At 41.3% G+C, this 12,199-nt stretch carries 9 protein-coding genes and 1 pseudogene; 6 read left to right on the top strand and 4 right to left on the bottom strand.

Annotated elements, in window-relative coordinates; genetic code table 11:
* Nucleotides 1–104: 104 nt before the first annotated feature.
* The 3 genes from H6G41_RS18170 to ilvD all read right to left on the bottom strand — a co-directional run bounded on the left by H6G41_RS18170 (nt 105) and on the right by ilvD (nt 4,204).
* On the bottom strand, nt 105–1,736 hold the full coding sequence (locus tag H6G41_RS18170; protein ID WP_190747583.1) for a tetratricopeptide repeat protein: 1,632 nt from the start codon (nt 1,734–1,736) through the stop codon (nt 105–107).
* Nucleotides 1,737–2,112: 376 nt separating this feature from the next.
* Nucleotides 2,113–2,319 carry a hypothetical protein gene (locus H6G41_RS18165; RefSeq protein WP_190747582.1) on the bottom strand — a complete coding sequence of 69 codons (207 nt, stop codon included), beginning with the start codon at nt 2,317–2,319 and terminating at the stop codon, nt 2,113–2,115.
* Nucleotides 2,320–2,515: 196 nt separating this feature from the next.
* On the bottom strand, nt 2,516–4,204 hold the full coding sequence (gene ilvD / locus H6G41_RS18160; protein WP_190747581.1) for a dihydroxy-acid dehydratase: 1,689 nt from the start codon (nt 4,202–4,204) through the stop codon (nt 2,516–2,518).
* A gap of 108 nt (nt 4,205–4,312) precedes the next feature.
* Between ilvD and H6G41_RS18155 the strand changes: the two genes are divergently transcribed.
* Entirely contained in the window at nt 4,313–5,209 is an 897-nt protein-coding gene (locus H6G41_RS18155; protein ID WP_190747580.1) for a LysR family transcriptional regulator, read from the top strand.
* A gap of 690 nt (nt 5,210–5,899) precedes the next feature.
* Nucleotides 5,900–6,070 (top strand): photosystem II assembly protein Psb34, encoded by a 171-nt coding sequence (gene psb34 / locus H6G41_RS18150; RefSeq protein ID WP_190747579.1) that lies wholly within the window; start codon nt 5,900–5,902, stop codon nt 6,068–6,070.
* 293 nt (nt 6,071–6,363) lie between these two features.
* On the opposite strand, the gene H6G41_RS18145 is transcribed toward psb34, so the two are convergent.
* A complete protein-coding gene (locus H6G41_RS18145) occupies nt 6,364–9,093 on the bottom strand; it encodes a DUF3536 domain-containing protein (protein WP_190747578.1) in 2,730 nt (909 codons plus the stop codon).
* 578 nt (nt 9,094–9,671) lie between these two features.
* Here H6G41_RS18145 and cax point away from each other — a divergent pair.
* The 4 genes and pseudogenes from cax to H6G41_RS18125 all read left to right on the top strand — a co-directional run bounded on the left by cax (nt 9,672) and on the right by H6G41_RS18125 (nt 12,117).
* The gene (gene cax / locus H6G41_RS18140) at nt 9,672–10,763 is read left to right on the top strand and encodes a calcium/proton exchanger (RefSeq protein WP_190747577.1); all 1,092 of its coding nucleotides are present in this window, start codon (nt 9,672–9,674) and stop codon (nt 10,761–10,763) included.
* A gap of 21 nt (nt 10,764–10,784) precedes the next feature.
* On the top strand, nt 10,785–10,946 hold the full coding sequence (locus H6G41_RS18135) for a hypothetical protein (RefSeq protein WP_190747576.1): 162 nt from the start codon (nt 10,785–10,787) through the stop codon (nt 10,944–10,946).
* A gap of 48 nt (nt 10,947–10,994) precedes the next feature.
* Nucleotides 10,995–11,198 (top strand): annotated as a pseudogene (locus tag H6G41_RS18130) (peptidoglycan-binding protein); the annotation flags it as partial.
* A 388-nt stretch (nt 11,199–11,586) separates the two neighbouring features.
* Nucleotides 11,587–12,117 (top strand): peptidoglycan-binding protein, encoded by a 531-nt coding sequence (locus H6G41_RS18125; protein ID WP_190747575.1) that lies wholly within the window; start codon nt 11,587–11,589, stop codon nt 12,115–12,117.
* Nucleotides 12,118–12,199: the final 82 nt, after the last annotated feature.

The raw sequence follows: 12,199 nt of genomic DNA, 5'->3' as shown, positions 1-12,199 counted from the left end.
GCTCGGCTTATGGATTTAGAAACTTTGAAAACTTCCGAATTAGATGCTTGTTAAACTGGCATTTTGATTGTTAGTTTAGCATAACAAGTACTAAAGAACCAAAATTAGAAACTTAAAATATCCAAAGATTCTTCAATTTCTAAATCTAAAATTTTTTCTCTAGCTTCGTTGTGTTCTGCTATCTTTCCTTCTTTCCAATAAATATCTGCTGCTTTTTGGAAATCTTCTAATGCGCCTTGCTTATCGCCAATACCAAAACGAGCATGACCGCGATTATAATAAGCATCAACATAGTTAGAATTTAGCTTAATTACCAAAGAATAATCTTTCATCGCATTGTGATAATCGCCTAAATCAAAATGAGCGTTACCACGGCTATAATAAGCATCCACATAATTAGGATTAATCTTGATTGCTTGGGTATAATCGGCAATTGTACCCTCATAATCGCCTAAATCAGCACGGGCTTTGGCGCGGTTATAATAAGCAAGAGCATCATTTGGATTAATCTTAATTGTTTGGGTAAATTTTTGTTGTTCTATCAGTAAATAACGAGAAATACTGCTATTTTTATCTGTAACGGCATAATGGGGATTAATTTTGATAGCTTGGGAGTAATCTTCAATAGCTCCTTGACGATCGCCTAAATGAGAACGAGCATCACCACGGTTTCTGTAAGTTACGGCTACATGGGGATTAATTCTAATCGCTTGAGTATAATCATCAATTGCTGAATGATAATCTCCTAGCTGATAACGAGCTAAACCCCGTTGGTGGTAAGCTTTGGTATGATTGAGATTAATTTGGATAACTTGAGTATAATCTGCGATCGCACCTTCGTAATCTCCCAAGTGATAGCGCACCATTCCTCGTTTGTAATAAACTTCTGCATTCTCAGGGTCAAGTTGCAAGGCTTGATTATAGTTGATAATCGCTTTATCAGATTCGCCTTGCTCAAACGATTTATCGCCTAGATTTACATATATTAAATTTAAATCGGGTTCTGGTTCTAAAAAAACCTCTTCTTTTTTTGGATATGCAAACAGCTTAGTTAGCTGATGATTATTTTGATTAATTGCTGTAACTTGCGGCGGATGGTAATTATTATTGGTAGATGCTTGTTGAAGCGGTTTATCACCTTGTAACTGTTCCAAATAAGCATATAAACCACCACCATAAAGTAATTGATTAATCCCAAAAGCAATTCTCCCCCTTTTGAGTTTAATCATTTGTGTTGGTAAAAAACCAGCTAAAAAAAGATGATATTCGCTTTGCGCTTCATGTACTTCTTCTTGGATTAAAACACAGACAACAACTGCATTTTTTTCCACTTCTTCCGAACTAACCGACCATCTTACCTTATCAATAGTACCGTGACGAGATTTTACCTCAACCCCAATTGCTGGGTCAGCAGTTAAAGTAAAATCTATTTTACCATCACCACCGAAACGTTTTTCATAATCAACTTCTGTAATAAAATCACCTAAACGCTCTTTAATAACTTCCTCACCGAGTTTCCCTTTTAAATTATTAATAAAAACATCCCGCACTGGCGAAGTACGTTTATATTTTTCAGCCATCTGCCAACAAAAATCTCTGAGTGCTTTTAACCTCTCTCCAGAGATTATAGTTAACTCACTATATTGACCTTCTGTTTCACAATGAAGCAGACAACCAGATGTTAACCTCTTAATAAAATCAGACTGTAGCGATCGCAGTAAAGTAATCCAGTCCATTGAAAATTCTGCGAGTCTTTTGATGAGATTATATCAGGTCATGGGGCATTGGGCATTGGGCATCCCTTCTCTTCGAGACGCTACGCGAACGACTTCGCTCAGGGCGAGTGGCATTGGGCATTGGGCATTTTTCATCTCTACTTCCTCTTCTATTCTCTAGTCCCTAGCCTCTAGTCCCTAGTCCCTAGTCCCTAACCCCTAGCAACAAGTGATCCCCCCTTGCTAGCCTGATAAAGGTAAGCCAGGGAGGATCTGTGAGAGATGATTCAATTAATTGCACTGTAGTATTACGTTAACTTGAAGTGCGATCGCGTGTACAACATCCCTCTAGAGTACACACAACTGCTAACTCTGGGTAATTTTGACTATTAACTAATCAAAATACCTCATCTTCGATACCTTGCCACCATTCGCCCAAGTTCATCATATCTTGGAAGATATCTTCTAATTCCTCAACATAAACTTCTTGAGGAATCTGAGCTTGACGTTCTTGGAGTTTTTTTAGGCGCAGTTGTACTAATAGCCAAGGTTTAGCGATGCTATCCGTGGCTTCCATGTATTGAGCCAGCTGTCTACTATCCATAATTTTTATATTTGTGATGATGCCATTACTTTTTACGATACAAGACGTAGCCGGAAGTGACCATTTTTTATGGATAGTTTAAGTAGGCGATCGCATTCAATTAAAATGGGCATGGGGCATTGGGCATTGGGCATTGAGCAGGGAAGAGGGACAAGAAATTGTACAGACGCGATTCATCGCGTCTCTAACAAATGACTTAATTAAATAAATCTAAGTCTGTCACAGCCCCAACACTGCTAGAAGCAACTAACTTAGCATATTTGGCTAAGATACCTTTGGTATAACGGGGTGGACGGGGTTGCCATTGAGCGCGACGATTAGCTAATTCGGCATTGTCAAGGTTGATTTGTAGCAAGCGCCCATGAGCGTCAATAGTAATACTATCGCCTTCTTGGACTAAAGCGATCGCACCACCAACAGCAGCCTCAGGCGCAACATGTCCGACTACCATTCCGTAAGTCCCGCCAGAAAAGCGTCCGTCAGTAATTAAACCTACAGAATCGCCCAAACCCGCACCAATTATTGCTGAGGTAGGTGCTAGCATTTCCCGCATTCCGGGGCCGCCTTTGGGGCCTTCGTAGCGAATGACAATCACATCACCAGCTTTAATTTTACCTGCAAGGATGGCATCTAAACATTCTTCCTCAGAATCAAATACTCTTGCAGGGCCAGTAATGCTGGGATTTTTCACCCCGGTAATTTTTGCTACTGCTCCTTCTGTCGCCAGATTTCCTTTGAGAATAGCTAAATGGCCTTGCGCATACATCGGATGATTCCAAGGACGAATTACATCTTGATTGGCGGGTGGTTCGTCGGGGATATGTGCTAAGGTTTCGGCGATGGTTTTACCTGTGATGGTGATACAGTCACCGTGAAGTAATCCATGTACCAATAGCATTTTCATCACTTGGGGAATACCGCCAGCTTGATGTAAATCTGTGGCGACATATCTACCACTGGGCTTTAAATCGCATAAAACCGGGACACGACCGCGAATAGTTTCAAAATCATCTAAATTAAGTTCTACACCAGCTGCACGAGCGATCGCCAGAAAATGTAACACGGCGTTAGTTGAACCACCCACCGCCATAATTACAGATATGGCATTTTCGATAGATTTACGGGTGATAATTTGTCGGGGTAACAGTTGATGGCGAATTGCTTCTACTAATACCTTGGCTGATTCTTCCGTACTATCGGCTTTTTCCTCATCTTCCGCCGCCATTGTGGAAGAATAGGGTAAACTCATACCCATTGCTTCAAAAGCTGAAGACATAGTATTAGCCGTGTACATCCCACCGCAAGAACCAGCACCAGGACAAGCTTGACGTTCAACTGCTAATAGTTCTTCAGAGTCAATTTTGCCAGCGCTATATTCACCTACAGCTTCAAAGGAACTAACAACTGTTAAATCTTTACCGTTATAATGTCCGGGTTTAATTGTCCCACCATAAACAAAGATAGCCGGGATATTCATTCTCGCTATGGCAATCATCGCCCCTGGCATATTTTTATCACAGCCACCGATGGCAATCACCCCATCCATACTTTGTCCATTACAGACTGTTTCAATGGAGTCTGCAATTACTTCTCGGGAAACTAAGGAATATTTCATTCCCTCAGTTCCCATCGAAATCCCATCACTAATGGTAATTGTGCCGAAAATTTGCGGCATTGCACCCGCCAGTTTAATTCCGGCTTCCGCTCTTTGTGCTAATTTATTGATTCCCATGTTACAGGGCGTGATGGTGCTATAGGCATTAGCTACACCCACAATTGCTTTGTTAAAGTCTTCATTCTCAAAACCTACTGCCCGTAGCATAGCGCGATTAGGCGATCGCTGTACTCCCTGTGTAATTGCTTGACTACGGAAATTCTCTGACATTGCTTTTTCTACTACTCCTGGGATCTCGATATGAGTATGATATGTAGGCTGTTTTGAGATGTCCAATATATATTAGTTAGCAATTAAGACTTTTAAAGTATTAAAAATATGGAACTACGACACCTGCGCTACTTTATTGCTGTAGCGGAAGAACTACATTTCAGTAAAGCCGCAGAAAGACTGCACATAGCACAACCGCCTCTCAGCCAACAAATTCAGCAGCTAGAAGCAGAACTCGGAGTTAAACTTTTTCATCGCCAAACCAAGCGACAAGTACAGCTAACAGAAGCAGGTAAGGTGTTTTTACAAGAAGCTTATCAACTACTGATGCAATTAGATACCGCAGTCGCCTTAACTCAAAGGATTGGTAGAGGACAAACAGGACAACTGCGCATCGGCTTTACTAGTTTGGTGATTTATGACCTATTACCCTTGATTTTGCGACAATTTCGCGAAAAATTTCCCGCAGTAGAACTAGTGTTAAGGGAGTTAACCACAAGTCAACAAGAGCAAGCCTTGAGAGATGGGGGAATTCATGTAGGTTTTGCTCATCCACCTTTAGAAGATGATACCATATCATACCAGTGTATTCACAGACAAACCTTAGTTGTGGCTTTACCGCCAACTCATGCATTAGCACAAACAGAACATATTTCCGTGCAAAATCTCCTCAATGAACCTTTAATTGTCTTTCCTCGTTATCTCGCACCAGGACTTTACGATTTGATTATGAATATTTTTAGTCAGGGAAATATCAAACCGCACATTACGCAAGAAGCAGTGCAAATGCAGACAATTATTGGACTAGTCTCGGCGGGAATAGGTTTGGCGATTACTCCATCTTCACTACAAAATCTGCAAAGGCCTGGTGTTACTTATCGTCCTTTATTGGAAGAAGCACCTGTAATAGAAACTGCGCTGATTTGGCAGCAAAACTGTTTAACGCCTTTGGTAGAAAATTTTTTACAATTTACGCAACAGTTTAAAAATGGGTATGGGGCATAGGGCATGGGAAGAGATTTTTTTGTGAGGGAATAATTTGCAGCGCGATCGCATTTATCTACTCTATGCTTGATGCTCTACTTGCAAAGATTACATTAAATTTACACCTAATTGAGCCTTAAGAGTCTCATTCACGAGCAAAAAAACTTCATTAGAGATATTAAATTCCAAAAATACCGTTATTTTAGGGGCAAGACTGCGATCGCATATCTGTCTCACCTAAAATCTTTCTCCGCCCTTCTTTTACCTATCGGGTATAGCCTTTATCACTTATACCCAGCACAAAATTATATCATCGCCCGTAGGGGCATCGGCACTACCGTGCCCGTTTAAGTTGAAGATCGTGAAACCCAATAAAACCCCGGTAACGTTGGGTTTCGTTCCTCAACCCAACCTACGCATTTTCTTCCTTCACCTATCGGATATAGCCTTTATCACTTAATATCCAGCACAAAATTATATCATTGCCCGTAGGGGCATCGGCACTGCCGTGCCCTTACAGACCTGGTTTTTTATTTGAAAATCCCTGATAACAAAGCAATCCCAACACCTTGGATGCTTCTGTGCGATCGCAATTGCCTAATAAGTCACCCTTATTGATACTATCAGGCTTTTGTTGTCAACCCCTATTGACCATTCGTAACAAAATCGTTAAATTTAGTTACATAAGGTAATAACCAGGAACAGCAAACCATGTATACAACAATTAACGAAGACGGTATCCTCAACAACTACTCTACTGAACCAGAAATTTACTACGCTGCGTACCCTTCACCTGAGCAGCAAAATCGCTACGCTTTTCAAGCTGGAGTTGCAACTTTATTAGTTGCTGCTTTATTGTTGTTTGCTTTTGGTGTTAGCTAAAATTTTTCCTTCTTAATCGCTATATCAAATCGTCATTAAAACTTCTCCCATCAGCCTCGGCTAGTCACCGGGGTTTTATTTATTGCACTTTGCGTGTCAGTTGTCAGTAGGGGCGGGTTTATTTAGATCATCGTTGATCGGCGAAGATATCCGTGAACCCGCCCGTACAGTTGTCAGTTGTCAATTGTCCGTAGGGGCGGGTTTATGAGAGATTTTTATAGATATTTGAGGATATCTGTAAACCCGCCCGTACAGTTGTCATGGGATAAGTGAAAGGTTTTTACCTCGAACCACTAGCGTAATTGATTGATTATGCCATTCATGTCGACGCCTAATTTTTGTCCTAGTTTCAGCAAGTGATTGCATTGCGAATTACCTCGCCCATGATTAATATTTGAGATACACAGGGGTAATATTTGAGTTTGCAAGCAGCTGAAGTAAAGTTCTTGGGATCGATGCAGAGAGATACCCACATTTAGCTGAGATCCTGTATCAATTAACCGTTCTAAAACTTGGATATCTGCATCCCAATTACCGTTGGGATCGTGCAATAATTGCCAAAGCAAGCGCGTAATCAACTGTTCTAATATCTGTTTGCCTTCGGGAATATCCAGGTGACAGCGTAGATGCTTGGCTTCGTTGGCGATCGCTTCTAATTCTAGGATGTGATTTAGAGTTAATTTCACTTCAGCCATATCTTGCTCAAGCGATCGCAATGTTGTCATGCATCGATAACCTAAAGCAATCTCCGCTGCTACTTGCAATTCTCGCGGTACAGCTAATTCATCCCGGTGAAACGCCGCAATAATCCCGTAATTATCTCGATATGTTTGAGTATATAGCTGGTCTAACCTTGTCAGTGTTTCTTGACTCAACAAACGCATAATTCGGTGGCGTTCCTCGGCAAAGAGATTTTCTAAGCTAAAGGTTTCGTCACTAAATACCTGAGTCATCGTCAAGATGGTTTGGGCAGCACTAGCTTGTTGTAAGGCAGCAAACAGCTTTTCTTTGATTTGACTGTAGTCTCGTCTGCCGGCAAATGGCTGAATGCAGCAGTGAAAATCCCAGCCGCCTAAATGAAGAACTGCAAATACTAAATCTTCGCTTTCCCAAGTAATATCTGACACCAATCGCAAATGACCGACAGCCAAAGTCAGCGATCCCATACGTTGCAACTGGTAATCTAATTCATTTGCCGTATAACAGTAAACCCGTTTTTGGGAAACATGAGGATGTTTGCCATTAGTATCTTGTGCAGATAAAAAATTGTAACTCTCTGTAGGTTTATGATTGGCAAACAAAGAAGTAATCGCATAATGGGCGGCTACTTGTTTTAAACTAATCTGGGCAGTTAATACTAGTTGGCGATAAACTTCAGAACCATGTTTAAACTCCTCAACATTACTAGGGGCTAAACCTAGGCGCTTGAGGAAACCTTTTTCCAACTGCACGCCCGCCACATCTCCCGCTAATTCTAAGGCACGGGAAGCATAACGCAGAATCTGTGTCCCTTCAGGGCGGGAAAGTTCTTCAAAAAACCACCCACAACTGGTAAACATGAACAAAGCGTGACGCTGCATTTCTAATAAACGCAAAGCATCTATCTGTTCGACGGCGGTGAGTTTGTGGGTTTGATGGCGACTGAGAAAACGAGTAACATTAGCAGCAGAGCGATCGCGAATTACTTCAATATATTCATCTCTTGCTAGCCAGGGATCAGAGAAAAGTTGCTTCCCATACTCTGCATACACCTCAATTAACCGATCCCGCAGCCAATTTAAGGCATTACGCAGCGGACGACGCCATTTTTGATGCCAAACACCGCCTTCTCCACCGCAACCACAGTCATCTTGCCATCTATCGACACCGTGGGCACAACTCCAAGCTGTGATGGGTTTTAATTCTACTTCCCAGGTGGGAGTGTTTAAACTCAAGTAATGTGCATAGTTAGTTACTGTCCAACCGTGATTGGGAAACTCACCGATAAAGGCGTAGGCTAAAGTTTTCTCAGTTCCTTTTTTATGGTGTCCAAAGGTTTCCCCATCGGTGGCGACAGAAATTAATTGTGCTGGACGATGATCCCCACGGACAGCAGAACCGATGCGTCCAGCAAAGTGACTAGAACTATAGACAACATCACTAAAACCCATATCCCGTGATATGGGGCCATCGTAGAAGAAAATATCAATATAAGGTAATCCAGCTAAAGATTCTGCATCATCTAATGTTCCCTTGTCAGAGACTGCATCGAGAGGTGAGGATGCAATGCTGAGTGTGGGCTTTAAATAACAACGATAGGGACGGGTGGGATCAATCTGACTACCGCCAACTTCGTGCCATTGTGGCTGGGGATCATCTTTTGTGGGTAGAGGACGACAGCGTTGTGCTTGCGATGGTGCGAGGACAATAAAGCGAATTCCTTCGTCTACCAAAGCTGCGAGAGTGGCGTAATCTACAGCCGCTTCCGCCAACCACATACCTTCGGGATCGCGTCCAAATCGGGAGCGGAAGTCTTCTTTACCCCAGCGAATTTGGGTACATTTATCCCGTTCGTTAGCCAAAGGCATGATGATGTGATTGTATACTTGCGCGATCGCATTACCATGACCGTTCAAGCGTTGGCAACTCTTAGCATCAGCCTCCAAAATTCGCTGATAAACCTCCACATCGTGGCGTTCTAGCCACGACATCAACGTGGGGCCGATATTAAAGCTCAAATACTCGTAATTATTGACGATATCTATGACTTCGCCCCGGTCATTTAACACCCTAGCAAAGGCATTCGGACGATAGCATTCCCAGTGAATGCGCTCATTCCAATCGTGAAAAGGCGACGCGCTAGGTTGGCGTTCAATGGCGTCTAGATAAGGGTTTTCTCGTGGTGGCTGATAAAAATGACCATGCACCGTGACATATACACCCGTTGCTGTTCTCAGGGGATCGCTTTGCGGGGTATGTTTGGAATCGTATTGTGACGTGAATTTAGAGCCAGAACTAGCTGGCAGTTCAGCAGCAGATGTCATGTATATTTATCCAAAATCGAAAAAAAACTTGCAACTGTGACAAATCGGGTCTTTATAAGCTTTCTTCACAGGCTCAAATATAAAATCCGTACCGATAACAACTGTGATATGCAGCCCTTCCAAGAAAGCGGTTTTAGTATAGCGGGAAATCTGCGTTATCGCACAGACCTTTCCCAAAAGCAACTAAATCATTATCCATCGAAAAACTCCTGATTGGGGAGCTTATTTGGTCGAGCCAATAAACTTAATTGTCTTTTAATATATTAAACCGCATTTTTACAGTAAAATATCGACCTCTAGTTATAGTTTTGCTACAAAACATTGCAAAACCTACTTAAAACGCAATCTTATATTACATATCTCACGCAATAATAGAAACCGTAAAATTTCGGAATTGTTAATAGTTAGTTGTCAGTTGTCAGTTGTTAGTTGTTAGTTGTCAGTTGCAACAATGAATACCCAATGCCCCATGCCCAATACCCAATGCCCAATGCCCAATACCTATTGACTATTCCCCCTTGACCATTGACCATTGACTATTAAATCTGTGACTAGATACCTTCTACTTAAAGCGATCGATGTCAGTAAAAAACATTGTCTTTCTCGTACTGTTGTTATTTATACCAGTTTCCTTGGCTGCCCACTATTTGGAATGGGGAGAACTGGTAGTTTTCATCACAGCTGGATTAGCAATTCTGCCCCTAGCAGCTTGGATGGGTACAGCCACAGAAGAAATAGCTGTAGTAGTTGGCCCTTCCTTAGGGGGGTTATTGAATGCAACTTTTGGTAATGCTACAGAACTAATTATTGCTTTGGTGGCGCTGAATGCGGGATTTGTCAATGTAGTCAAGGCCAGTATTACAGGGTCGATTATTGGTAACTTACTACTAGTGATGGGTCTTTCTATGCTTTTAGGCGGGCTGCGTCATAAGGAACAGACATTTCAGCCAATTGTAGCGCGGGTAAATGCTTCTGCCATGAATTTGGCGGTAATTGCTATCCTGCTACCCACAGCGATGCAAATTACCTCTATAGGGATTGGAGAAGAAACCATCCAAAATTTTTCCGTTGCTGTGGCTATAGTATTAATTTTGGTCTATGCTCTCACCCTGCTATTTTCGATGAAAACCCATTCTTATTTATATGATGTGGGTATGGCAGAAACAGAAGAAGAAGAAATCCCCCATAAAAAGCCAAATATTTGGTTATGGAGTGGTGTACTGCTAGTATGTACGCTTTTAGTAGCCCTAGAGTCAGAAATGCTAGTTGACTCTTTGGAAGTAGCTACATCTCAGTTAGGTTTGACAGCACTGTTTACTGGGGTGATTATTGTCCCGATTGTAGGTAATGCTGCGGAACACGCTACCGCAGTTACTGTAGCTATGAAAGATAAGATGGATCTCTCTGTTTCTGTAGCTGTGGGATCGAGTATGCAAATAGCTTTATTTGTCGCTCCCGTTTTAGTGATAGCTGGCTGGGTGCTAGGTCAACCGATGGATTTAAATTTTCAACCTTTTGAATTAGTAGCTGTGGCAGTATCCGTGTTAATTGCCAATAGTATTAGTTCTGATGGTAAATCTAATTGGCTAGAAGGCACATTATTATTAGCTGCTTATACAGTATTAGGTATAGCTTTCTACTTCCATCCCATTATTGAGGGTATCGGTTAGTTACCAACAAACATCAATTTTATGAGCGATCGCCTAAACTTTGATCCAGAGCGATCGTTTTTTTATTGGTCAGTTGTCAGTAGGGGCGGGTTTATGGGAGATCGCTATGGATATTTGAGTATCTGTGAACCCGCCCGTACAGTTGTCATTGGTTATTTATCTCCTTCTTACCCTAGCCCCTAGCCCCTTTCTATGGAACAACCTTTGAACGCACGAGCTACTTCTAACGCTAGTTTGCCCAATTTACGTTTTGGTGACACAGGTGATGCTGTTAGAGTTTTACAACGGCTGTTACTAAATAATCGCTATGCTGTCAAAGTTGATGGAGTTTTTGGTGCATTAACTGAAACCGCTGTCAAAGCTTTTCAAAACCAGCGAAATTTAAAAACAGATGGAATAGTCGGTCAACGAACTTGGCGCGAGTTAGCAGGTTAGCATCAGTCACTCTCAACAATTATTTATACATTCCTCCGCCAAAGATTAACCATCAAGTAACTGTATGCTAATCACCGTAAAATTACAAAATCTAAAATTGAATCATTAAGTATCTATACTAGAATATCTAGATTTTTAGCAGTTTCGAGAACATAAACTGTTATTTCTTTACCATATTTTTTAGGCAAATAGTAACAATTTTTGCCAATCAAAAATCTAATCTGTAGAAATCCAGATTTTCAGCGATATTTCTTAATTACAAATTAAAAATTACAAATTATGAACGGCGATTATTCCTTGATTTTTGTCATTCTTTCCTATACTTTATTCCGGAATAACAGGACTTTGTATTGTCAAAAGGAATATCGGTGTTAGTAGAACGAACTATATGAGTGAAATTGGCCTGCTGATGACGGGCGTGTTAACAACAGGACAAGTATATTTACCGGATATACCGGAGCAACAAACGCTTCATGAAGAAAACGACATACAGAATTCCATCCACAGTCCCTCACCTCAGGTAGTTTCCAAGGTTCAAATTACACCACCAGAATTTATGGAGACAGATGGGGCTTCTCTAAGTAAGCCATCATTTTCTCAATCCAATCAAGAAAATTTATTGAAAGAACTTGACAAGAATCTATCACAGTATTCTCGGTCTGTTATTGCCGATAGTTTAATAGTCAGAGCCAGAGTTAAAAATTATAATAGCCAAACTTTGCCAACTCTACGTTTTGGTAGTTCAGGTATTACAGTCAGGATATTACAAAGGTTGCTCGTTGCTAACGGCTATGGAATGCGCGTTGATGGGATATTTGGCCCTTTGACAGAAGCTGCTGTTAAAGCATTTCAAAATCGGCGGAGTTTATTAGTAGATGGAATAGTCGGTCAAAGAACCTGGCGTGAATTAACATTATAAATAATTCGGGTTCTTCGGCTTCGCTCAGTACAAATTTGTAGTTTATTATTCGTAATTAATATACTCAAATTGAAAAAATAGG

The sequence above is a fragment of the Tolypothrix sp. FACHB-123 genome (genome assembly GCF_014697075.1).
Lineage (GTDB): Bacteria > Cyanobacteriota > Cyanobacteriia > Cyanobacteriales > Nostocaceae > Aulosira.
The sequence above is the reverse complement of the archived record's forward strand: the minus strand, read 5'-3'. Positions and strand labels throughout refer to the sequence as shown.

Excerpts from the sequence above, each read along its gene's own strand:
- H6G41_RS18170 (WP_190747583.1), bottom strand. The coding sequence starts at position 1,736 with ATGGACTGGATTACTTTACTGCGATCGCTACAGTCTGATTTTATTAAG.
- H6G41_RS18165 (WP_190747582.1), bottom strand. The coding sequence starts at position 2,319 with ATGGATAGTAGACAGCTGGCTCAATACATGGAAGCCACGGATAGCATC.
- ilvD (WP_190747581.1), bottom strand. The coding sequence starts at position 4,204 with ATGTCAGAGAATTTCCGTAGTCAAGCAATTACACAGGGAGTACAGCGA.
- H6G41_RS18155 (WP_190747580.1), top strand. The coding sequence starts at position 4,313 with ATGGAACTACGACACCTGCGCTACTTTATTGCTGTAGCGGAAGAACTA.
- psb34 (WP_190747579.1), top strand. The coding sequence starts at position 5,900 with ATGTATACAACAATTAACGAAGACGGTATCCTCAACAACTACTCTACT.
- H6G41_RS18145 (WP_190747578.1), bottom strand. The coding sequence starts at position 9,093 with ATGACATCTGCTGCTGAACTGCCAGCTAGTTCTGGCTCTAAATTCACG.
- cax (WP_190747577.1), top strand. The coding sequence starts at position 9,672 with ATGTCAGTAAAAAACATTGTCTTTCTCGTACTGTTGTTATTTATACCA.
- H6G41_RS18135 (WP_190747576.1), top strand. The coding sequence starts at position 10,785 with ATGAGCGATCGCCTAAACTTTGATCCAGAGCGATCGTTTTTTTATTGG.
- H6G41_RS18125 (WP_190747575.1), top strand. The coding sequence starts at position 11,587 with ATGAGTGAAATTGGCCTGCTGATGACGGGCGTGTTAACAACAGGACAA.